Raw genomic sequence first — 23,049 nt, 5'->3', positions numbered from 1 at the left:
GTAAACATTAATAAAATAGAGCCATGACTAAGAAGACTTTCGGAACCTTTGCAGGAGTTTTCACCCCAACTACATTAACAATACTTGGTGTAATAATGTACATTCGCCAGTCTTGGGTAGTTGGAAATGCAGGTATTTTAGGAGCTTTAGCAATCGTATTATTATCGGTAGCAATCACCTTTACAACTGCTTTAAGCTTATCGTCCATTACTACCAATGTTCGTATTGGTGCCGGTGGCGCTTTTAGTATTATCTCAAAATCATTAGGTCTGGAAATAGGTGGAGCCATTGGAATCCCTTTTTATATTGCACAAGCTTTGGCCGTTGCGATGTATGTTTTTGGTTTTAGGGAAGGGATGGTTTCCATTGTACCAGGACTTAATCCTTTAGTACTTGATATTAGTATTTTTTCACTGGTAATGATTATTGCGTTTATTAGTACCAGCTTTGCCTTTAAAATTCAATACATCATTCTGGGTATCATTGCGCTATCTTTACTATCTATTTATGGAGCTTTATTTGTTAATGATTTAAACTACAACTTCGAATTGTTTGGCAGCTATGCTGGTTCCAAGGAAAATAATTTTAGTGGCACATCATTTTGGGGTGTTTTTGCTGTATTTTTCCCCGCTGTAACCGGAGTGATGGCGGGTGCTAATATGTCGGGCGATTTAACGAGTCCACGTATCAGTATTCCAAAAGGAACTATTTCTGCTGTGATTTTAACCACGTTAATTTACATCAGTTTAATATTTGTAGCCTCGATGCTAGCCACCTCCGACGAAATGACCTCCAACTACAATTTATTTATCGACAAAGCACTTTACGGTCCAATTGTTCTTGCCGGATTACTTGGCGCCACACTTTCATCGGCATTGGGTTCGTTTATTGGCGCCCCACGAATAATGCTGGCACTTGCCGAAAAAGGAATTCTTCCCAGAAGCAAAGAACTTGCTGCAACCTCAAAACGAGGCGAACCTGTTCATGCAATGCTGGTAACAGCAATCGTTGTACTTATCGGTATCTCGTTACGAAATTTGAACACAATTGCTCCCATACTTACCATGTTTTTTATGATTACCTATGCAATGGTAAATATTGTAGTTCTTATAGAGCAATCGCTAAGCTTACCAAGTTACCGACCAACATTAAAAGTACCTTTAATAGTGCCTGCTTTGGGCGCTTTTGGCTCCATCGCAATTATGTTTGTAATGAATGTAATTGTAGCCTTACTATCGCTGATATTTATCTTTGTTTTCTATTTTTATTTGGTAAACTTGAAATTAAAATCGGAAGCAGGAGATTCCCGAAGTGGTCTATTTACTGCACTTGCCGAATGGGCTACCAAAAAATCAAGTAATCTTAGCCCGCAAAAAGAAGTTCGATCCTGGCGACCTGACCTTTTAATTCCGATGACAATGCCAAAAGAGATTCGGAGTTCTTACAAACTTATTCATTCGATTATTTATCCAAAAGGTTCTATTAAAATATTATCCATATTTAATGAAAACCCTGAAGAGCAAAAAAACATCGAATTATTTTTAAACAATGCTTCTCAGAAATTTAAAGAAAGTGGCCTTGCTGTTTCGTATGCGTTTGTTGAGAACAAAGAATTCAACACAACCATTAATATTAGTATGCAATCGCTTAATGCTGCATTTTTTAAACCCAATGTGATTTTTGCAAGTATCGACACTGGAAGTGTTAATCCTGACTATTACAACCAACTAATAGCGGATGTAAAAAAGAATAATTTTGGAATGATTATTTACATTCCATTTTCAACTGCAAGTCTTGCCATCGAAAAAAACATCAATTTATGGTTGGAAAATATTCCGGCCGATTGGAAGGAATCTTTTAATTTGGGAGATAACGACCTTGCAACGCTTCTATCTATTTTAGTTTGCAAAAACTGGAAAGGAACCATCGATACCTACATTGTGAACAACAATCCGAATTTAAAATTCTCGGAGCAAGACATAGAAAACTTTCAAAGTATGATTCGATTTCCAAAACATACAAGTATAAATATTACGCAAGGAAAACTTTTAGATAATGTGAAGAAGTACCGAAATACCGATGTAAATATTTTTAGTGTTAATTCGGATATGAACTGCCTTGAGATGATTAACATCGTGAATGAATCGCGGATTTCTGCTATTTTCTGTGTTGATTCGAACCTAGAAAACGTTCTTGTGTAACCCAATATTCAAGCAAACTGTTTAAAACACAATAAAAAAAGAAATTGTTCCTGCATGTTTTGGTCAGGGGCAATTTCTTTTTCTATATTTATCAGACAAAATAATTTTGAGTAAATTCACCAATCAAAGTGCACGCATGTAGCATTTTAAAACCTAAAAGACTCACAATACTATGATTATAGACGTACATACACACATTAACAATTACCACGAGGATAGAGTAATTTCATTGGAAGCCAGCTTAAATCACCTATCCGACACGATGAAGGAAAATAAGGTAGATTATTCATTGGTCTTATCCTCGTACAAAGTAAACGAAAACAGACCGAGCACGAAACAGGTAGTAGAAGCCATAAGAGGTAGAGATAACCTAGGCGTGATTGCCGGTGTAAGTTACCTTCACTATACGCATAGAGACCTACGGGAAATTAGCGAATACTTAGAGGCCGGACTTATTAAGGGCTTAAAATTTTACCCTGGTTACGAACCATTTTATCCTAACGATAGTCGCCTTAAAGTAATGTACGAAATGGCGATAGAATACGATGTTCCGGTAATGTTTCACTCTGGCGACACCTATGCCCCAACCGGAAAAGTAAAGTATTCACACCCCTTGCACATTGATGATGTAGCAGTTGACTTTCCGGATTTAAAAATCGTAATCTGTCACGTTGGAAACCCTTGGATTAGAGACTGTATGGAAATGGTGTATAAAAATAAAAATGTGTATGCTGATATTTCAGGTTTAGTACTTGGTGATTTTTCGGACAAATTTGAACGCCATATGAAAAATGAGATTGAGGAAATGATTAATTACGCTGGTGATCCTAACTATTTGTTATATGGTACCGATTGGCCAATATCTAATATGAAATCTTATTTAAAATTTATGGATCAGTTAGAACTGGCTGATGATAAAAAAGAATTAATAATGTGGAAAAATGCGGCGGATCTTTTCAAAATTGACACTTCGAAACTTTAGTCCCTTTTCCTAATTTCACAAACTATAAGAGCCTGTTTCTATCGTATGAAACAGGCTTTTTTTATGCGCTTGGGCAAGTTCCAAAAGAGCAGTCCTTTTCGTAAAGTAAAGTCCGTCCGGCTTAAGAACAATCCAAAAATCTTTAAAAACTAAAAAATAATTGGCATTAGTCGTTCAAAAAGATCACCACGAAAAACAAAGAGATTCAAAGAGAAAAAACACAAGCCAACCGGAAGTAGAAATTGAATTGAGAATTAATAAGCTATTCCACTTTTTATCCTTTTGAAATATACTAATTTTGGCTTTTCTACAAGAATCAAAATTTCGAGAAGTAAAATACATTTAATCACCGATCTATATACAAACAAAGAGCATGGAAAAAAACACAATGAAACCATCAGCAGAAGCGAAAGCACTTTCTCTTTTTTTAATGGCATATAAAACAAAAGATCCTATTTACAAAGAGAAATCGAAACGAATTAATAAACAGTGGAATTTGGTGAAAAGTGGTGAATTAAGCAACAGTGACTATATGGATGAGGTGAATAAAATGTTAACATCCTATGGTGGTTATTCAGCAGTTGTCGAGAAAACTGTTCAATTTTACATTGAAAAAACCGGCGAATGGAAATTAGAAGGTAAGGATGAATATTGCCAGGACGCCAGACGGATTGCCGATAAAATTTTGAAGAAATAGGCATTCGTTCAAATACCCGATAAATTACCGAATTCTACTATTCGATTGTAAAGCCATTCTAATAAGAGTGGCTTTTCCTATGGAATAATTTTCCATTATAACTTTAACCACAAAGAAAAACGAAGGACATCACCATATACCATAAATAATATCCACTTAGACTGCCTTAAAATATAGAAGTAAGCTAACACGAACGGCTTATTTATTGGCAAGTAGAGCAATTACACCCCTACATTTCGTTGGATATGTTAATGCAATACAGGAAGTCATTTTCTAATTTTACCCCATCGATCAAAATAAACTCCAACTTTAAAACCGCTAAAAATATTCTATAATGAGTAAAAAAATAATATTCCTTGCATTAACACTATTCAGTTTGAGCAATTATTCCATTGGTCAAAAAAAATACAAAGCCGATTGGGAATCATTAAAAACCTATGAGATACCGCAATGGTACAAGGATGCCAAATTTGGGATTTTTATTCACTGGGGACCAACAACTGTACCTGCAAACAATGCAGAATGGTACGGTTTTCATATGTGGAACGAAGGAGAAGTTGATGCATTGGGAAATCCAAGCAAACAAGCCTCAAGCGCCTATAAATTTCATAAAGAGAATTTTGGGGAGCCTGCCGACTATGGATACACCAAATTTATTCCAGAATTTAAAGCCGAAAACTTCAACGCCAAAGAGTGGATTGATCTATTTGTGGAAGCTGGCGCAAAATATGTGGTTCCGGTAGGAGAACATTGCGATGGATTTGCCATGTACAATTCTAAAATCACTCGTTGGAATTCTGTAGATATGGGACCTAAAAAAGATATTGTTGGGGAACTATTTTCGGAAGCCCGCAAACAAGGGTTAAAGGTGGGAACCTCATCGCATTATGCTTATGGATGGCACTGGTGGACTTACAAAGACAAATACGAAACTACGAATCCAGAGCTCAGAGATTTTTATTGGGATGCTCATGATCGTTGGGAACCTGCAACCGAAGCTTGGGTAAAAAATTGGTACAATCGCACCATGGATTTAATGACCCAATATCAACCAGATTTGTTCTGGTTCGACCTAGGATTTTGTGAACCTGCTTACGAAGAAGCACGCAAAAAAATATTGGCTAATTACTACAACCAAGGTTTAAAAAACAATCAGGAAGTTGTATTAAACTACAAAAACATAAAATGGAAGCCAGTACCCGATGGTGCCGCAGTTTTAGATTTAGAGAGTGGAAAACTAGATAGAATTCGCGAAGATGTTTGGCAAACCGACATGAGTTTAGGTGGTTGGCGTTGGGGATATTGTGAGCCTTACGAAATGCGTGAAGCTGGAAATTACCTGCAGGATTTAATTGATATCGTTAGTAAAAACGGAGTGTTGCTGCTAAATGTTGCGCCCAACAAACATGGAGTTATTCCCGATGATCAGAAAGCCATTTTAAGAGAAATTGGTAGCTGGTTAAAAGTAAATGGAGAAGGAATCTACGAAAGTGTTCCATTTACCGTTTTTGGTCAAGGACCTAATAATGCGGAAATGCGAATGCATGCAAATTTACACGAAAAAGGCTTTAATTCTGATGATATCCGCTATACCAAAAACAAACAGAACATTTATGCTTTTTGGATGGAAGTAGACAATAGAAACGTAATTACATTAGATGCCCTTGGCGCAGAAGATCGTGTAATTAATGATGCCATTAAAAAAGTAAGTCTGCTGGGTTATAATTCAGAAATTACTTGGATTCAGAAAAAAAAAGAGTTAGTAATTCAACTACCTACCAACTTTAGTTCGAAAAATCCGGTATGTTTTAAAATTGAACTGGAAGCAATGCCAAGCGATATTTTTGGAGATAAATAACAAAAATAAAATAGTATCCCCTAAAGGTCTGAAAAAGCAATTTTTCAGACCTTTTTTAATTCTATTTCCTATCAACGCGAATAAAAATAGCGGGAAACAGCCCTTAAAGAGCAAAATTATCCAGCCATGCACTGTTTTTTGTATCGTAAAAGCGATATGATTTAATAAAATTTCACAATCTTTACTTAGACCAGAAAAAAAGACAGTGCCGAAATCTATAGTAGATAAATGCTGTTAAATTCAATTTAATAATTTATCCCCAATGAAATACGCCTATGTTTCCAATTGATATTCGCACCATTTACCTTAGTTTAACTATTACTAGTATTATAAATCTAATATTAATTGGCTCTTTATATTTTCAAATTAAAAATAGATATCCTGGAACTTTTTTAATTCTACTTAGCTTTTTTATCAGCGCAACGGGAAATATTTTGGTTTTTTTACGCAGTGCTATCCCCGATTGGATTTCTATACCAGTAGCCAATACACTAATTGTTTCATCCACCATTATTTTACTAATTGGATTGGAGCAATTCGTGAAGAAAAAAGGATACCAACTCCAAAACTATATTCTACTACTTGTTTTTCTTCTGGTTCATTCGTATTTCACGTTTGTAGAACCCAATTTAAACGCCAGAATCATTAATATCTCCTTCGCTTATGTTCTGGTAAGTTTTCAAATTGCATTTTTAATGTTAAAACGGGCTCCTGCATCCATGCGAAAAATAACTAGTCCGGTTGGTTATGTGTTTGTTGGCGTTTTTGCTATTCAAATTTTTCGCATTATTTATTTGTTACAAAACAACCAAAAGTTAACCGACTACTTCAAGTCAGAGGTTTCAGAAGCTCTATTTATATTAACTTGGGAAATCATTATCATATCTCTTACCTACAGCATCTTTTTGATGTACAACAAGCAACTGCTTATTGATGTAAATGCCCAGGAAGAAAAGTTTTCAAAAGCATTTCATGCAGCCCCCTTCTTAATCATGTTATCGAAATTTTCGGATGGAGAAATTTTCGAGGTCAACGAAAATGTTCAATCCATTTCCGGCTATCATCCCAACGAATTAATTGGTATAAAATCGATTGATTTGAGAATATGGGAGCATAATAGCGATCGCCTAAAATTCACCTCCGATTTACTGTCGAATGGAATTGTTATAGAAGATGAATATCTATTTCGTAAAAAATCGGGGGAATTGTTTCCTGGACTTATAACAGCCGAAATCATAACTATAAATAATGAACAGAGTATTATTTCGGTAATAAACGACATCACCACCAGAAAACAAGCAGAACTTAAACTTCGGAATAGCGAAGCTTCATTAAGAGAACTAAACTCCACAAAAGACAAGTTTTTTTCCATTATAGCTCACGATTTAAAAAGTCCATTTAATGGCATAATGGGCTTTAGCGAGATATTAAATAACCAGGTTAAAAACAACAATTATGAGGGAATTGAAAAATATGCTGAAATTATAAATACCTCTTCGCAACATGCCATGGACCTACTAACAAACCTGATGGAATGGTCGAGGGTACAAACAGATTTAATAAAGTTCAATCCCGAATATATTGATGTAGTTCCAATGATAAAATCAATTCTCGAATTATTAAAAAGCGCCTCGGAACACAAATCCATTACCATTAACTTAAACAGCTCCTTTAATTTCATTTTATATGCCGATAAAGAAATGATCGAAGTGGTATTACGAAACCTTATTTCTAATGCCATCAAATTTACCCCTCACAAAGGAGCTATAAACATTGCTACTCTCGAAAAAGAAAACGAATATGTAATTTCTGTTGCTGATAACGGCATTGGTATCGAAAATAGTAAGCTTGAAAAGCTATTTCGAATTGATACCTCTCACTCAACCTTAGGCACAAATAATGAAAGAGGTACAGGTTTAGGCTTAATTCTTTGTAGAGATTTTATTGCGAAACACCAAGGGAAAATTTGGGTGGAAAGTGAACTTGATGTTGGAAGTACCTTTTATTTTTCTTTGCCCAAAAACTAAACTCTTTAGCATCCTGTAAAATCGAGTCGTAAGCGAAACCAAATGGCTTTTCGATTGGTCGAGCAGGACAAGTAGTTTTAAGCACGGAGAAAAAACAGAGGATACACAAGAAAAAAAGTAAAAAACCATCCGGCCACTGTATACTGAACCCTAAAAACTGGTTTAAAAAAGCAGATAAGGAATGAGAATGATATTTCTAGAACAATACTAATCGGTATTACAAAGGCGACTCATAATTCAGTACTACAAAATCGACAATTTTCGCTGCCAAACTATCCGCATGCATGTCTCTATCGGGCGATGGATGTCATTCGGCAATATCGAAAGCAATCACCTTTTTGGTGGCAAACAAGAAGCTCAGCAATTTAAATACAAACGAAAAAAAACAACTACAAGCTAATACTTTGATTTCGTGACACTTTTGGAATATTTATAAATTATAACGGAAATACAATCGATAAAATCGTTTCATATCCAAATAAAATTTCGAACTCATAACAACATTTTAATTACCCCAAAGCACATAGTACAAAGAAAGGATTCTTAGTTTTAATCGATCTAATAATTTAATTTTTTGCCCCCCAATGAATTCTTTTAAATCGTTTACCATTTATAACGTAATAATATTTTCTACTATTTCGATTCTTTCCTCTTGTCTCCCCCAAAAAAAAGAGATTAAAAAAACTAAGGTTCCCATTCCTTTGTCCAATGAAATTTAAAATTGCAAACAACTATATTTCAACAAAAAAACACTCGCAATGAAACTTAAGCAACTTCTTCTAATAGTAATATGTAGTACATTTTTAAGTGCCTATTCATCAAACAAAACAGAATCTCGTAAAAGAATAAATTTCAACTCCGATTGGAAGTTTTTACTGGAAGATAAAAAAGAATTCTGCTCTGAAGAGTATGATGATAGTAGTTGGCGTACGATCAATTTGCCTCATGACTGGAGTGTTGAAGCTGAGTTTAGCAAGGAAAATTCGGGAAGAAATGCATGGTTGCCAGGAGGAATTGCCTGGTATCGAAAAACTTTTGAATTACCTGCGAATTACGATGGTAAAAACATTGAAATTCAATTCGATGGCATTTACAAAAACGCTAGCATTTGGGTAAACAATCATCCTGTTGGTCAGCAACACGATGGTTACACAAGTTTTTATTTTGAGATCAGTGAGCTATTGAAATTTGGCGAAAGCAATACCATTGCCGTTCGAGTAGATAATTCTGTTCAACCCAACTGCCGTTGGTATTCAGGATCGGGAATTTATCGCAACACATGGCTTACCATAAGCAATAAAACCCACGTAGCTACCTGGGGAACTTTTATTAGCACTCCAAGCATTGATAAAGAAAAGGCTCATGTTGAAATCATAACAACTATTAAAAATTTAGATGTCAAAAAAAATCTAAACCTGGAAACTGTCATTTACGATCCTCAAGGAAATAAGGTAATTAGTTCTTCTTCCGAAATTGAAATGGAACGTTACCGTGATACAGATATCAAACAAGAACTTGTGATTCCTAATCCTCAATTATGGGAATTGGAAGATACAAAGCTGTATACGGCCATTTCAATTATTACATCCGATAAAGGGATTGAAGATGAATACAAAACTACTTTCGGGGTTCGAGAAATTACATTTGATGCTGAAAAAGGTTTCTTTTTGAATGGTAAAAACATGAAAATGAAAGGCATTTGCCTGCATCACGAGGCAGGCTCTTTGGGTGCTGCCGTTCCGAAAGCTGTTTGGCGTCGTCGTTTACTAAAATTAAAATCGATTGGTTGCAACGCAATTCGAACTGCCCACAATCCTACTTCTGTTGAGTTTTTAGATTTATGCGATGAATTAGGCCTTCTGGTTATGGATGAGTTTGTTGATAAATGGGAGAATCCATACAAGAAACCAACCGACAAGAAAGATCCATTTTTCGATGTTCCTTTTGCCGATCAACATTTTAGTTCAGAATGGAAAAAGAATTTTGGCCAGACCATTCGTCGAGATCGCAACCATCCTTCTGTTATTATTTGGAGCGTTGGAAATGAAAATCATGCTCCCGGAAGCGCAGAAGAGAACCATGGCATGAAAAAATATGGTGCTTTTGTACGAAGTATAGATCCAACCCGCCCTGTTATATCCGGCATGGAAAGAGGTAGAGATAAAGCAGTTGCTGATAAAGTAAATGATATTATTGAAACTTGTGAGTACATGGATTTAATCGCTTTAAACTATGGCGAACAATGGTGCAAATTAATTGCCGATAAAAAGCCAGGCAAAGCATATGTAAGTACTGAAAGCTATGTTTATTTTAATTCGGCTTTAGAAAAACGTTTTGCCAACATTGAACGTTCTCCTTGGCTAGATGTTCTTGATAATGATAACAATATGGGCCTATTCCTTTGGGTTGGCATTGACTATTTAGGAGAATCAAAATCGTGGCCTCATTTGGGATCAACCTCTGGTCTTTTAACTGCCGCTGGATTTCGCAAAAACAGCTCCTACTTGTACGAAGCTTTTTGGTCTGATAAACCTATGGTACACCTCGAAGTTTACGAAAGAGATGCTGATGATTTTTCAAAAACAGGTCGTTGGGGCTGGCCACAAATGAATGAGAAATGGAACTTTCCAAAAGATTCGGTACTTGATGTGGTTACCTACACCAATTGCGAAACAGTAGATCTATACCTAAATAACAAAAAATTAGGAAGTCAGAAACTGGCTGACTTTCCAAATTGGATCGTAAAATGGCGTAAAATTTCCCACAAAGCAGGTACACTAAGAGCGGTAGGTAAAATAAATGGCAAAGTAGTTTGTGAGAGTGAATTACATACAACTAGTAAAGCTCATCACATCATTTTAAATTCTGATCTACAAAATCCAAAAGCAAATGATCTTGTTCATATAGAGATTAGCTTATCGGATAAAAAAGGAAATCGAGTAAGCATTGATGATAAAGAACTTCAGTTTGAGTTAGAAGGAGATGGAGAAATAATCGCTTTGGACAATGGCGACAACAGCAATTCTTATTTGTTCCGAAACAAAAAAAGCCGTTCTACTCACAAAGGTAGATGTTTGTGCATTGTAAAACTCGGAAGCAATCGTACTCAGAAATTAAAATTGACTGTTTCAGGTAATGACTTAAAAGCCTCGAGCATTGCATTTTAAAAAATATTGCCAATTAGAGGGTGTCCAAAATCAGCGACATCCTCGTCAAAAAAAAGAAAATAAAAATCGCTGAAACAAACCAGAAGAAAGAATCCCCTTGCCAGAAACAGGAAAAAAAAATCCCGTTGCTATATAGGCACCTCATAATTCAACACCACAAAATCGAGTATTTTTGCTGCCAAACTCGCCGTATGCATGTCCCTGTCGAGCGATGGATTTAACTCGGCAATATCAAAAGCAATTACCTTCTTGGTTGCAAACAGGAAATTCAGCAATTTAAATACAAAATAGGGTGTAAAACCCAATGGCGAAGGCGCACTTACACCAGGAGCATAAGCCGACGAAAAACCATCCATATCGATAGTAACATACAGGTAATCGTTATTCGCAATTATGGGTGCCAGCTTAGTTTTTATGCTTTCCATTTCCAATACCGACGATTCGCAATCGTAGTTGATTGAATAGTTGATGTGTTCCCTTTTGGCGATATCAAATAATTCTTTGGTATTGGATTGCTGCTGAATGCCAATGGCATAATAATCTATCAAATCTCCTTTTTCGTGGCATTCCGATAGAATCTGATTAAAAGGAGTTCCGGAATTTCCTCTCCCCTCAACCGTTCGAAGATCGAAATGGGCATCGAAATTAATGATTCCCACTTTGCGCTTTGTATTCTCCTTAATGGCATCTCTAATTCCCATAAAATGTGCGTACGACATGTCGTGTCCGCCACCAATACCAATCGGAAATATCTGCCGTTTAATCAGGTCGGATACTGCACAGGAAAATAGCTGCTGACAAGCTTCCATATCATCATCATTACACACAATATTGCCCGCATCAATCACGCGCTTGTCTTCAAAATGAATCGGCAGTTTTGCCAATCGGTCTCGAATCGCTTTGGGACCTTCGTGTGCTCCCATTCTGCCTCTATTACGACGAACTCCCTCATCGCAAACGTAACCCAAAATAGCAATATCTATTTTCGTATCATCGGTTTGTGTTTGTAAATCGTTCCAATCAACAAACTCAATTTGTTGGTGCCAATACTGCTTCCCCATGTCTGGATTTGATTTCCGTCCTTCCCAGCAGCCTTTTTCAGCAGGTCTGTATTCCGCATTAATCAGATTATTCTCTCTTTTATCCACAATTACAAACTATTATATATGAAATTGGTTCAGGACGTACCTGAACCAATTTTATTTTTATTTATCGTATTTATTCCTAAAACAGGTCACTCAATAAATTATCATCTACAAGATTTGGGACGGTTACCTTTAAATCTGGTCGGCGTTCCATTTCTCTTTTAATGGCAAACATTGCACCTTCGTTTCTAGCCCAGCTACGACGAGCAATACCGTTATTTACATCGTAAAACAACATGTGTTTTAAACGACTATCTGCCTCTGGTGTGCCATCCAATAGCATTCCAAATCCACCATTGGTTACCTCTCCCCAGCCTACGCCACCACCATTGTGAATCGAAACCCAGGTAGCACCTCTAAAACTATCCCCAATCACATTCTGAATAGCCATATCAGCAGTAAACTTACTGCCATCGTAAATATTTGAAGTCTCCCGGTAAGGAGAATCCGTTCCACTAACATCATGATGATCGCGACCTAAAACAACAGGTCCGATTTTACCTTTGGCAATAGCATTGTTGAATGCTTCTGCAATTTTCGCACGTCCTTCAGCATCGGCATATAAAATTCGGGCCTGAGAACCCACCACCATTTTATTCTTCTTAGCATCCTTAATCCAGGTAATGTTATCCTGCATTTGCAATTGAATTTCTTCCGGAGAATTTTCCATAATCCCTTGCAAAACTTCCATTGCCAACTCATCAGTTTGGTCTAAATCTTCAGGTTTCCCAGAAGTACATACCCATCGAAATGGTCCGAAACCATAATCGAAACACATTGGTCCAACAATATCCTGAACGTATGATTTATATTTAAAATCGATGCCATTTTCGGCCATAACATCTCCGCCCGCACGAGAAGCCTCTAATAGAAATGCGTTTCCGTAATCGAAGAAATAAGTTCCTTTTGCAGTGTGTTTATTGATAGCCGCCGCATGTCGACGCAAAGTTGCCTGTACCTTTTCTTTGAATAGTTCCGGCTCTTCACGAATCATTCTATTCGACTCTTCGTAAGAAATATCGGCAGGATAATAACCACCCGTCCAAGGAATGTGTAAAGAAGTTTGATCGGAACCAATATGAATAAAGATATTCTCCTCATCGAAACGCTCCCAAACATCAACGATATTACCAATAAAAGCAATAGATACAACTTCATTATTTTCTTGTGCTTTGCGAACCCGAACCAACAATTCGTCCATCGAGTCGATTAAAACATCCACCCAGCCTTGCTCATAACGCTTGGTAGCCGCCTTCGCATTAACCTCCGCAGCAATCGTGATACAACCGGCAATATTTCCTGCTTTTGGTTGCGCTCCACTCATCCCACCTAATCCGGCAGTTAAGAAAATCTTTCCTGAAGGAGTTTCTCCCTTTTTCAGGATTTTACGAAATGCATTCATCACCGTAATGGTCGTACCATGAACAATTCCCTGCGGACCAATATACATAAACGAACCCGCTGTCATTTGTCCGTATTGCGATACGCCTAGCGCATTAAATTTCTCCCAATCATCAGGTTTCGAATAATTAGGAACCACCATACCATTAGTTACCACTACTCTTGGAGCTCCTTTCGATGAAGGAAACAATCCCATTGGATGACCCGAATATAAATTCAAAGTCTGTTCGTCGGTCATGATCGCCAAATACTGCATAGTAAGCAAGTATTGCGCCCAGTTTTGAAAAACTGCTCCATTTCCACCATAAGTAATCAACTCCTCGGGATGCTGTGCTACAGCAGGATTCAAATTATTTTGCATCATCAACATAATGCCTGCGGCTTGTATTGATTTAGCAGGATATTCTTGAATTGGCCGAGCATACATTTCATAATCCGGCTTAAAACGGTACATATAAATACGACCGAAATCCAATAATTCCTGTGCAAATTCAACGGCTAATTCCTGATGCCACTCTTTCGGAAAATAACGCAAGGCATTACGAATTGCCAATTGTTTTTCCTCTACTGATAAAATATCTTTTCGTTTAGGAGCCCTGTTGGCATCCTTCGGATATGCTTTTTTTGCAGGTAATTCAGTTGGAATTCCTTGCAATATTTGTTCTTTAAACGTCATAGCTCTTTCTTTACTATTTCACAATAAAAGCTCTGGTTTTCACAAAATCGATCATGGTGTAAATATCATCTTTCAACACACGATCATCTTCCAGTTTAGCCACCTTACTTCTAATAATATTGAAATTCTTTTCCATAATATCGGAAACATGATTCGGACTTCTAAACTCTAAAGCTTGAGCACCATACATCAGTTCAATAGCGAATATCTTTTCGATATTACCTAAGATCTGATTGAATTTTCGACCCGAAATACTTCCCATAGAAACATGATCCTCTTGTCCTAAAGAGGTTGGAACACTATCGGCCGAAGGTGGAAAACAAAGCGATTTATTTTCAGTTACCAAAGCAGCAGTAGTATATTGAGGAATCATAAATCCAGAATTTAATCCACCACTTGCAGTTAACAAACGAGGCAATCCAAATTTACCTTCCAATAGTAAATAGCATCTTCTATCGGCAATATTACCAAGTTCCGAAGCTGCAATCGAACAATAATCCAAAGCCATAGCTAAAGGTTGTCCATGAAAATTACCACCCGAAATTGCTTCTGTATCGCTTAAAACAATAGGATTATCGGTAACCGAATTCATTTCAATTTCGGCCAACTCATTTAAATGATACCAAGCATTTCTCGAAGCACCATGCACCTGAGGGATGCAACGCAATGAATAAGGATCCTGAACACGTTCACAATTAATGTGACCTGCTAAATTTTCTGAATTCTCTAGTAACATGCGCATGCGTTCTGCTACTTTAATGTTTCCTTTAAACGGACGAATAGCGTGTAATTCCTCTCTGTAAGGAGCAGCGCTTCCCTGAAAACCTTCCAAGCTCATTGCTCCTGCAACATCAGCCAAATCGAGAAGATATTCCATTTTATATAAACCTCGAATGGTATGCGCCAAAATAAATTGAGTTCCGTTAATCAAACCCAAACCTTCTTTGGCTTCCAATCGAATTGCTTTTAAGCCATGCTTTGCCAACACTTCTTTGGCAGGAATAATATCTTTACCAATCCAGAATTCACCTTCGCCTAAAAGAGGCAAAAACAGATGCGACAAAGGAGCTAAATCTCCCGAAGCACCAACAGATCCCTGTTCTGGCACTACTGGTAATAGGTCATTTTCAATAAAAAATAGGATACGTTCGATTAGCTCCAAACGAACCCCTGAAAAACCTTGCGCTAATGCCTGCACCTTGCAGATCATCATAATTTTCGATAACTCTTTCCCAATAGGATTTCCCACTCCAACAGCATGAGTAATCAACAAATTCTCTTGCAATTTACTCGTTTGTTCGGGGGAAATTTGAGTATCACACAAAGGTCCAAAACCAGTATTAATTCCATAATATGCTTTATTGGATTTCGCCATGCACTCAACTTTGGCTCTGCAAGCATTCACTTTGTTAATAGCTTCTGGAGTTAAACCAGCTTTAAGCTCCCCGCGAGCTATCTGAATTGTCTTATCAACCGTTAGGTGATCTATTCCATATTTAAACATAGTTCCAATAGATTTATTTTTATTACAAAGTTATTTGTAATTTTGATACCCAACAAGACCATCTTCATCTCTAATTAATAACCATGAGTAATCAAATAGAATTAAGACACTATAGATATTTTCTTGCTTTAGCAGAAGATTTGCATTTTAGAAAAGCGGCCGAAAGCCTTTATATTTCGCAACCTGGTTTAAGTCGACAAATTAAACAGATGGAAGAATACTTGGGAATAAGTCTGTTCGAAAGACACAACCGAAAAGTGATACTAACAAAAGCTGGTTCGTATTTACAAACCGAATTAATCAAGAATTTTAAGCAGTTGGATGAGATTATCAATCATGCAAAATTAGTAAACGACGGTTTGGATGGGAATTTAAAACTAGGATATGTTGGTTCTGCAATGCAGGATGTAATTCCCGAACTATTGCTAAAATTTAAACAACACCATCCTAAAGTTCTATTTAGCTTGAATGAAATGGACAACAAAAAGCAAATACAGGCACTTTTAAATCAAGAAATTGATATCGGTTTTGTAAGAATGGAACGCGTGCCCCGAGGCTTAAATATTCGATCGGTATTCGAAGACACTTTCTCGCTGGTTTTACCAAAAAACCATCCAATTAATGAGGATAACTTTACCAGTTTATCGCAACTAAAAGATGAATCTTTTATCTTTTTTGACGCTTCATACAGCGAATCCTATTACGAAAAAGTAATGCAAATTTTTGACAAGCGCGGATTTGCACCCTTAATTTCCCATTACACCGTAAATGCAAGTTCTATATTTAGATTGGTGGAAAATAATTTTGGAGTATCTCTTGTACCAACATCGCTAAAACTTGGTTACGATATGGGAATTAAGTTTATAGAACTGAATAAAATACCCCAACGAACCACCTTACGGATTGTTTGGAATACGACCAATACCAATCCTATTTTAGCAAACTTCTTAAATCTTACGAAAGCCAAGTAAATCCATTAAAAAAAACAAAATCATGGCAAATTCCATTTCAAATTCGAATTCTCCATCCGATCGTATTAATTTCACTTTCTAACAAACAACAATATTGAGGAAACCTTAACCAAAACTAGCTATCTATCAATAACTTTCAAAAAACACTTAAATCAAACCTCCCATTCTTCGATACTCTTCGGGAGTAGTATTGGTAATTTTTTTAAACATTCGCGTATAGTATTGTTGACTATTAAAACCTATTTCTTCGCTAATATTTCTTTGGGTTTTCGTTGTTGTAATTAAAAGTTCCTGTGCTTTTTCCACTCTTTTTCTATTAATAAACTCCATTGGTCGCATACCAGTAATACTTTTAAATTGCCTGGTAAAATGATCGGTAGAACAACAAGCAAGACTAGCCAATGCCTCCAACCTTATTTCCTCGTAAAGATGATTGGAAATAAATTCGAATGTTTTTTTTATAAATGATTGCTTCTGAAGATGCAGAGTTCCCGAACTTCCACTTTGAATAAACCGGGAAAATAATTGCTTAATAATTCCTTCGGTTTCTAATTGAATACTATTGGAACGATGATCTAAAGGGTTTCGCTTCCAACTACTTTTTTCATAAATATTCGGATCGGAATATTTCAAACCCAATGTCGGATTTATTTCAAGAAGCCGATCAAATAAATGAATATCGATGGGCAAAGATTTTACTTCCTGCGCCATAGAAAGTTGATCGAAAATTTTTAATCCGTCGGACATTTGATGCGAAAAATGCAAATAGTAATGACTCAGGTTTTCGACACAATGATAACCGCATAAAGTATAGCTAGGCACTAGGTACATGAATCCTGGCTTAAGTTGTAGTAGCTTATTATCTGGGAATATATATCCTTCCCCTTCTGTAATCAGATAAATCCTGGAAAAAGGGCTTATAATATTAGAATAATTCCATTCCTGCTCCACGGTACACTTTGCAGTATTAAAAATGTGAATTTTGATTTCATTAATTAAACCAGGAGATATCATTCGTCGTCAATTTCTTTCAAAAGTAGCTATAAATGTCGGAAATGTATAAATGATTACCGATTTTCTATATAAAATAAATCGCCAGACACCTACTTTTGAATTGTTTAAGTATCAATACAAACAAAGCATTAAAAACAATAAGCATACCTATAAAAAAAATTAAGAATGAATTCAAAAGAGCGAGTATTTGCAACAATTAGAAGAGAAAAGGTAGATTATCCAGCCAGTTGGCTAGGTCTTCCTGTGCCACCAGCATTGCCTGCATTGTACGATTATTTTAAAGTTTCTAGTGTAAACGAACTAAAAAAATGCATTAATGATGATGTGTGGCCTATAATTGTACCTTATAATAATGCCCCTCACTTCGACGTAGGTTGTGCCCTTAATTTCGCAAAAACAAATTCTTCCACTGGTACCCAAGATGAACGTACCCTTACCGCTCCTGGATATTTTGAAGGAATGAGCGATCCTGCTGAAGTGGCAAAATACCCATGGCCAAATCCATCCGATTTTCTTGATATAAACAAAGCCAAAGAAGAAGCTGCTGCTGCGCCTAAAGATTATTTTCGCATGGGAATTATGTGGAGTGCTCATTTCCAGGACACTTGTGCTGCGTTCGGAATGGAAGATGCACTCATTACGATGATGATGTATCCGGAAATGTTTCAGGCAGTAATTGATAGAATTACAGAATTCTATTTAGACCTAAATGGAAGATTTTACGAAGCAACCAAAGGAAATTTAGATGGTGTTCTTATTGGCAACGACTTTGGAAGTCAAACGGCCTTAATGGTAGATCCTGATATGCTTCGTGAGTATGTTTTTCCTGGCACTAAAAAATTAATTGACCAGGCAAAAAGTTATGGCCTTGTAGTATTGCATCATTCCTGTGGATCGATTTTTCCGATTATAGATGATTTGTATGAAATGGGAGTTGACATTGTTCATCCAATTCAAGCCTTAGCTGCAGATATGAGTGCCGAAAACCTAAGCACCAAATTTGATTCGAAAGCATTTTGTGGCGCTGTTGATGCTCAGGAACTACTCGTTAATGGTACTCCTGCACAGATAACTGCCCGAGTACTCGAACTAAAAAAACTATTCCCAACTGGTTTAATTATTTCTCCGAGTCACGAGGCCATTTTACCGGATATTGCCCCTGAAAATATTGAGGCTCTTTTCGATGCTGTTAAAAAATAAAAATCAACCTTTATACCCAAAGGCTAAATAAAAACAATTCGCATACAAGAGTATATTGCATGCCTATTTCACCTAACCTAAACAAAAACACATGATAACTCCTAATCCTGTATTCGGAACTGGTTTGCACGCCATCGGTGGCATTTCAGCTGCTAGTTGCTATATGCCTTTCGAAAAAGTTAAACAATGGTCCTGGGGCATTTTCTGGATTGTTCAATCTTTATTTGCCTGGTTAATTATGCCACTAATAATTGGGTATTTAACAATTCCTGATTTATTTACAGTCTTAAGTAAAGCGCCAGCATCCGTATTTTGGCCAGCTTTACTATTAGGAGCAGTTTATGGTTTTGGTGGTTTATCATTTGGTTATGCCATAAGAAGCATTGGCTATTCGTTAACCTACACAATATCCATTGGAATATCTGCTGTATTGGGTACTATAATTCCTTTAATTCTAAAGGGACAATTAATAGAACAATTTACAAAAGTTGGCGGAGGCATAGTACTTTTCGGTATGATTGCATCTATTATTGGAGTTGCCCTTTGTGGAAGAGCAGGCTTTCTTAAAGAGAAATTTTTGTCCTCTAAAACAGAAGAGAAAGGGAAAAAATTCCAAATGAAAAAAGGGCTGATATTGACTCTAATAGCAGGTTCCCTATCCGCAATTTGGGGCGTTTCTCTTGAAATAGGACAACCTATTTCCGATATTGCCGCAGAATATGGTGCTGGTCATTTTGAAGGCAATGCAAAATTAATTGTATCCTCGCTGGGATGTTTACTTACCAATCTTATCTGGTTTGGCATAGTAACCTTCAAAGATGGTTCCATTAAAACATTATTCTCGACCAAAGAAACCGGAACCAAAAGATATATCTCTAACTTTTCGCTATCGGCTTTAGCTGGTTCCCTATGGTATTTACAATTCTTCTTTTACGGCTTAGGACACGTAAGAATGGGAAGTTTTCAATTCGCAAGTTGGGTACTTCACATGTCGATGTTAATTTTCTTTAGTTACATTATTGGTGTGCTCATGAAAGAATGGAAAGCTGTAAATCGTAAAACCTATATCATGTTAATTACTGCCTTATTGGTATTAGTTATTTCCTTTGTAATTATGACCTATGGAAGCTATGTTGGCGAATTGGCTAACGGAATTCATTAATTTATAAAAAAAACACAAGTATGGTTGTTGAGAATAATTTTAAAAAGATCGCAAACTTTCTAATTTCAAGTCTCAACAACCTTTTTTATCTGTCCGATTAATTAGTACGTTGTAAAGAATTAGAAGTAAATACGCATTTAGAATCACAATCTCGTCCCTAAAACTAGATACTCTCCGGTAATAAAATAGAAAATTTAAATAATACTTCTCTATTACAACATTAAAATATGTACTTTTGCGGCTGTTTTACGAAAAAACAAAAAAAGTGTCATAAAAAACACTTTAAATATCTATCAATTAAGAATTTTAGAAAGAGCCGGTATGAAGCGAGTGAATGCGTACAAAAAATTATTTAGTGTTGATCAGGATACTGATCTTAAAAAATTAAAATCAACCTACAGAAACTTGGTGAAAGAATGGCATCCTGATAAATTTCAATCTGATGATGAAAAATTTGCGGAAGCAGAAATTAAAAGTCGTGAAATTATTGACGCATATCATTTCTTAGTAAGTATTTCTCCAGAAACAATTGCTGCAAACTTAGCAGAATATACTTCAACAACTACCGAATCGGGAATTGCTGATTACAAACACAAAGGCTTACTACTTGAAATTTCGTTTACCGATGGAACAACCTATGAATACTTTGGCGTGACTGCAAATGTGTTTAACAAATTCATCAACTCCGACAAACAGTACCGTTTTGCGAAACGAAGCATTTTTAACTCCTACCTGTACCGAAAATCAAAAAAGGATGCAATAGCAGCCTAACCAAATAACTTTTTTCAATATCATTACCAAGCTCGTTAGAACTTGGTAATGATATTTTAAGAGAAATCACCTGTAAGCTGATCAGTTCGTCTTTAACCATCCGGTAATACTAAGTCTGGGTTGATTACTGAGCAATACTTCGTGTTCAAGTTCACTACTCTTAAAAAAAACACATTTACCGTTAATCGGAGCAATATTCTGATTGTGATCCAAGTGGTAAATACACAATTCCCCACCATCTCCTTGCTTCCAATCAATATTTAAATACATGATCATCGTAAAAGCTCTGCCTTTATTATTCACAAACTGATCGAGATGCTTTTTATAGAAAGTTCCTTTTTCATAAAGTGCATAATGAAATTCATAACCCGTAATTCCTGTATAACAGGTCTGATTTAAATAAACTACGAAACGATCCATCAAATCAAAAAAGCTATCTTCATGCTTATCTCGATGTTTGCGATCGAGCCAATAAATTTTGTCGCTACGAATTAATTTATCGTGAATAAGATCCATTTTATTACCTATTCCTGCACAAAGCATTTGCTCCTGCAACAATAGCTCAATAAATTCCCCTTAAGCTGATAAGCAAGCGTTTCGCTCAGGAAATTATCTGCCAAGCCAACATTACTTTTCAAATAACTGTTGACTAAATCATCAAATGTTGTATCCAATTGAATCCATAAAAAATTATTGCGGAACAAATCCACTTATCCTACAAGGTAGACTATTCAACTGAAATAAAATGTGAATTCAATAAGATTAAAATCTTCTACTAAATACTCCCAAATAAATGAAAACAAAACTTTATAATTCTCAATATTATTGATAAATTTAGGAACTATACAGTTTTATTTCAGAATAATTTAAAAGATGGCATAAATGAGTTTTGGCGGTTCGGTACAAGCAATGATTAGCTCCATAAAAAACAATGCGAGACCTAAAAATGATCGTTTCCGTTCGCATAGTAAAGATTGTATTAAACGACCTTCTGCAATTCGTACTTTGGAATATAAAAAAGTTACCGAATCCGAATTAAAGCAAATAAAAAACAAAATAAGAGTAAAAGCACTTAAAGAAAATCGAAAACTAAAATTATTAGTACTTCTTATCAGCATTCCAATTCTTGGTACAATCTATTGCATTGCTCAATACAAAATTGATGATTTTCAAGAAAACCATCGAATTGCAGCAATTAAAATACAACATGAAATTGATGAAATTAAACAAGCAAAAGAAAATAAAATCTTATATTTCCTTGAAGATGGAAGTAGCTGGCTAAATAAAGGCCATTACAAAAATGCGAAAACTCAATTTTATAACGCCTACAAAATAGAATCAGATGACTATCGAATTAATTATGCAAATACAAAAGTATACGTTTTAGATTGTATTGAAAACAATGTAAAATGCGTAACTGCAGAAAGAATGGTAAAAGGCTTAAAAGAAAAATATGGCAATAAAGCCGAAATAGTAGAATTGGAACTTCTTCTTGAACAAAAATAGACCGGCTCCAAAAACTTACTTTATTTCTGTAATTACGCAAATCAACATCAAAACTCATCTTAGAAAACAATTGAAATTGAAATATCGAGTTAAATAAAGTGTACGAAAACATTTTAGCTTAATAATTGTTTTACCAATATAACGATACAACCTATGCAAGTTCAAACTCTAATGAATCCGAATACAGCTACATTGGTGGAATTTAATTCTACCAGCAATATCTCCGACTGGTTCGTTATAAATGACACCATTATGGGAGGAAAATCCGATTCCGGCTTTTACCTAAATAAAGAAGGTGATGCCGTTTTTAAAGGCAATATTTCTCTTGAAAATAAAGGTGGTTTTAGCATGCTGAAACATCGCTTATTGCCAATAAATGTAGCAAAATATGATACAATTGCACTAAAACTAAAAGGCGATGGAAAAAGATATCAAGTCAGACTTAAATCCAATTCCGAAGAGCAACACGCTTACGCTTCCTATTTTGTTACATCAGGCAACTGGCAAATTATTGAAATTCCTTTAGCAGAACTACACCCAACTTTTCGCGGACAAAAGCTACAAATAGCAAACTATCCTAATAAAATTCTGGAGGAGATTGCAATACTTATCGGCAATAAAAAAGCGGAGAGCTTTCACTTAGAATTAAAATGGATTGCCTTAAAATAATCACCTGTTAACCTAAATTGACATAAACTCAAAATTAGTGAAAGAAAGACTACTTGAACTCTCTTTTTTCAGCCTTTAAAATTACATCCAGAAATTTT

The 23,049-nt window shown here is 35.9% G+C and carries 17 protein-coding genes; 12 read left to right on the top strand and 5 right to left on the bottom strand.

Annotation, left to right across the window (positions count from 1 at the left end; all coding sequences use genetic code 11):
• Positions 1 to 23: 23 nt before the first annotated feature.
• From BZG02_RS15090 to BZG02_RS15065, 6 genes are all read left to right on the top strand, one after another.
• Entirely contained in the window at positions 24 to 2,201 is a 2,178-nt protein-coding gene (locus BZG02_RS15090; protein WP_101262276.1) for an amino acid permease, read from the top strand.
• A 172-nt stretch (positions 2,202 to 2,373) separates the two neighbouring features.
• Complete coding sequence (locus BZG02_RS15085) at positions 2,374 to 3,183, top strand: amidohydrolase family protein (RefSeq protein WP_101262275.1); 810 nt, start codon at positions 2,374 to 2,376, stop codon at positions 3,181 to 3,183.
• A 373-nt stretch (positions 3,184 to 3,556) separates the two neighbouring features.
• Positions 3,557 to 3,880, top strand: coding sequence for a hypothetical protein (locus BZG02_RS15080; protein WP_101262274.1), 324 nt, complete (start codon positions 3,557 to 3,559; stop codon positions 3,878 to 3,880).
• A 334-nt stretch (positions 3,881 to 4,214) separates the two neighbouring features.
• Positions 4,215 to 5,738: an alpha-L-fucosidase gene (locus BZG02_RS15075; RefSeq protein ID WP_101262273.1), complete on the top strand. Its 1,524-nt coding sequence runs from the start codon at positions 4,215 to 4,217 to the stop codon at positions 5,736 to 5,738.
• Between the two features lie 275 nt (positions 5,739 to 6,013).
• Entirely contained in the window at positions 6,014 to 7,765 is a 1,752-nt protein-coding gene (locus BZG02_RS15070; protein WP_101262272.1) for a sensor histidine kinase, read from the top strand.
• A 758-nt stretch (positions 7,766 to 8,523) separates the two neighbouring features.
• Positions 8,524 to 10,932 carry a glycoside hydrolase family 2 TIM barrel-domain containing protein gene (locus BZG02_RS15065; RefSeq protein WP_101262271.1) on the top strand — a complete coding sequence of 803 codons (2,409 nt, stop codon included), beginning with the start codon at positions 8,524 to 8,526 and terminating at the stop codon, positions 10,930 to 10,932.
• A gap of 128 nt (positions 10,933 to 11,060) precedes the next feature.
• On the opposite strand, the gene hutG is transcribed toward BZG02_RS15065, so the two are convergent.
• From hutG to hutH, 3 genes are all read right to left on the bottom strand, one after another.
• A complete protein-coding gene (gene hutG, locus BZG02_RS15060) occupies positions 11,061 to 12,080 on the bottom strand; it encodes a formimidoylglutamase (RefSeq protein ID WP_218972255.1) in 1,020 nt (339 codons plus the stop codon).
• 76 nt (positions 12,081 to 12,156) lie between these two features.
• Complete coding sequence (locus BZG02_RS15055) at positions 12,157 to 14,154, bottom strand: urocanate hydratase (protein ID WP_101262270.1); 1,998 nt, start codon at positions 14,152 to 14,154, stop codon at positions 12,157 to 12,159.
• 13 nt (positions 14,155 to 14,167) lie between these two features.
• Positions 14,168 to 15,658 carry a histidine ammonia-lyase gene (gene hutH, locus BZG02_RS15050; RefSeq protein ID WP_101262269.1) on the bottom strand — a complete coding sequence of 497 codons (1,491 nt, stop codon included), beginning with the start codon at positions 15,656 to 15,658 and terminating at the stop codon, positions 14,168 to 14,170.
• An 83-nt stretch (positions 15,659 to 15,741) separates the two neighbouring features.
• Between hutH and BZG02_RS15045 the strand changes: the two genes are divergently transcribed.
• Positions 15,742 to 16,629, top strand: a complete 888-nt coding sequence (locus BZG02_RS15045; RefSeq protein ID WP_101262268.1) for a LysR family transcriptional regulator — start codon at positions 15,742 to 15,744, stop codon at positions 16,627 to 16,629.
• A gap of 147 nt (positions 16,630 to 16,776) precedes the next feature.
• Here BZG02_RS15045 and BZG02_RS15040 read toward each other — a convergent pair whose 3' ends face one another.
• Complete coding sequence (locus BZG02_RS15040) at positions 16,777 to 17,643, bottom strand: helix-turn-helix transcriptional regulator (RefSeq protein WP_101262267.1); 867 nt, start codon at positions 17,641 to 17,643, stop codon at positions 16,777 to 16,779.
• A gap of 165 nt (positions 17,644 to 17,808) precedes the next feature.
• Between BZG02_RS15040 and BZG02_RS15035 the strand changes: the two genes are divergently transcribed.
• The 3 genes from BZG02_RS15035 (at position 17,809) to BZG02_RS15025 (ending at position 20,776) form a co-directional block, all read left to right on the top strand.
• Positions 17,809 to 18,843 carry a uroporphyrinogen decarboxylase family protein gene (locus BZG02_RS15035; RefSeq protein ID WP_101262266.1) on the top strand — a complete coding sequence of 345 codons (1,035 nt, stop codon included), beginning with the start codon at positions 17,809 to 17,811 and terminating at the stop codon, positions 18,841 to 18,843.
• A gap of 91 nt (positions 18,844 to 18,934) precedes the next feature.
• Entirely contained in the window at positions 18,935 to 20,005 is a 1,071-nt protein-coding gene (locus BZG02_RS15030) for an L-rhamnose/proton symporter RhaT (protein ID WP_101262265.1), read from the top strand.
• Positions 20,006 to 20,326: 321 nt separating this feature from the next.
• Positions 20,327 to 20,776, top strand: coding sequence for a KTSC domain-containing protein (locus tag BZG02_RS15025; protein ID WP_101262264.1), 450 nt, complete (start codon positions 20,327 to 20,329; stop codon positions 20,774 to 20,776).
• Between the two features lie 81 nt (positions 20,777 to 20,857).
• Here the strand turns inward: BZG02_RS15025 and BZG02_RS15020 are convergent, their stop codons facing one another.
• Complete coding sequence (locus BZG02_RS15020) at positions 20,858 to 21,292, bottom strand: 2OG-Fe(II) oxygenase (protein ID WP_218972254.1); 435 nt, start codon at positions 21,290 to 21,292, stop codon at positions 20,858 to 20,860.
• Between the two features lie 366 nt (positions 21,293 to 21,658).
• On the opposite strand from BZG02_RS15020, the gene BZG02_RS15015 reads away from it, so the two are divergent.
• A complete protein-coding gene (locus BZG02_RS15015; protein WP_101262263.1) occupies positions 21,659 to 22,282 on the top strand; it encodes a hypothetical protein in 624 nt (207 codons plus the stop codon).
• Positions 22,283 to 22,435: 153 nt separating this feature from the next.
• Positions 22,436 to 22,951, top strand: coding sequence for a CIA30 family protein (locus BZG02_RS15010; RefSeq protein WP_218972253.1), 516 nt, complete (start codon positions 22,436 to 22,438; stop codon positions 22,949 to 22,951).
• Positions 22,952 to 23,049 lie beyond the last annotated feature (98 nt).

Source organism: Labilibaculum filiforme, assembly GCF_002843315.1.
Taxonomy (GTDB): Bacteria; Bacteroidota; Bacteroidia; order Bacteroidales; family Marinifilaceae; genus Labilibaculum; species Labilibaculum filiforme.
Note: the sequence above shows the minus strand (reverse complement) of the source record. Positions and strands in the feature narration are given on the sequence as shown.

What these genes read in the sequence shown, in the direction of transcription:
- BZG02_RS15090 (WP_101262276.1), top strand. Translation starts at nt 24, where the DNA reads ATGACTAAGAAGACTTTCGGAACCTTTGCAGGAGTTTTCACCCCAACT.
- BZG02_RS15085 (WP_101262275.1), top strand. Translation starts at nt 2,374, where the DNA reads ATGATTATAGACGTACATACACACATTAACAATTACCACGAGGATAGA.
- BZG02_RS15080 (WP_101262274.1), top strand. Translation starts at nt 3,557, where the DNA reads ATGGAAAAAAACACAATGAAACCATCAGCAGAAGCGAAAGCACTTTCT.
- BZG02_RS15075 (WP_101262273.1), top strand. Translation starts at nt 4,215, where the DNA reads ATGAGTAAAAAAATAATATTCCTTGCATTAACACTATTCAGTTTGAGC.
- BZG02_RS15070 (WP_101262272.1), top strand. Translation starts at nt 6,014, where the DNA reads ATGTTTCCAATTGATATTCGCACCATTTACCTTAGTTTAACTATTACT.
- BZG02_RS15065 (WP_101262271.1), top strand. Translation starts at nt 8,524, where the DNA reads ATGAAACTTAAGCAACTTCTTCTAATAGTAATATGTAGTACATTTTTA.
- BZG02_RS15055 (WP_101262270.1), bottom strand. Translation starts at nt 14,154, where the DNA reads ATGACGTTTAAAGAACAAATATTGCAAGGAATTCCAACTGAATTACCT.
- hutH (WP_101262269.1), bottom strand. Translation starts at nt 15,658, where the DNA reads ATGTTTAAATATGGAATAGATCACCTAACGGTTGATAAGACAATTCAG.
- BZG02_RS15045 (WP_101262268.1), top strand. Translation starts at nt 15,742, where the DNA reads ATGAGTAATCAAATAGAATTAAGACACTATAGATATTTTCTTGCTTTA.
- BZG02_RS15040 (WP_101262267.1), bottom strand. Translation starts at nt 17,643, where the DNA reads ATGATATCTCCTGGTTTAATTAATGAAATCAAAATTCACATTTTTAAT.
- BZG02_RS15035 (WP_101262266.1), top strand. Translation starts at nt 17,809, where the DNA reads ATGAATTCAAAAGAGCGAGTATTTGCAACAATTAGAAGAGAAAAGGTA.
- BZG02_RS15030 (WP_101262265.1), top strand. Translation starts at nt 18,935, where the DNA reads ATGATAACTCCTAATCCTGTATTCGGAACTGGTTTGCACGCCATCGGT.
- BZG02_RS15025 (WP_101262264.1), top strand. Translation starts at nt 20,327, where the DNA reads ATGAAGCGAGTGAATGCGTACAAAAAATTATTTAGTGTTGATCAGGAT.
- BZG02_RS15020 (WP_218972254.1), bottom strand. Translation starts at nt 21,292, where the DNA reads ATGGATCTTATTCACGATAAATTAATTCGTAGCGACAAAATTTATTGG.
- BZG02_RS15015 (WP_101262263.1), top strand. Translation starts at nt 21,659, where the DNA reads ATGAGTTTTGGCGGTTCGGTACAAGCAATGATTAGCTCCATAAAAAAC.
- BZG02_RS15010 (WP_218972253.1), top strand. Translation starts at nt 22,436, where the DNA reads ATGCAAGTTCAAACTCTAATGAATCCGAATACAGCTACATTGGTGGAA.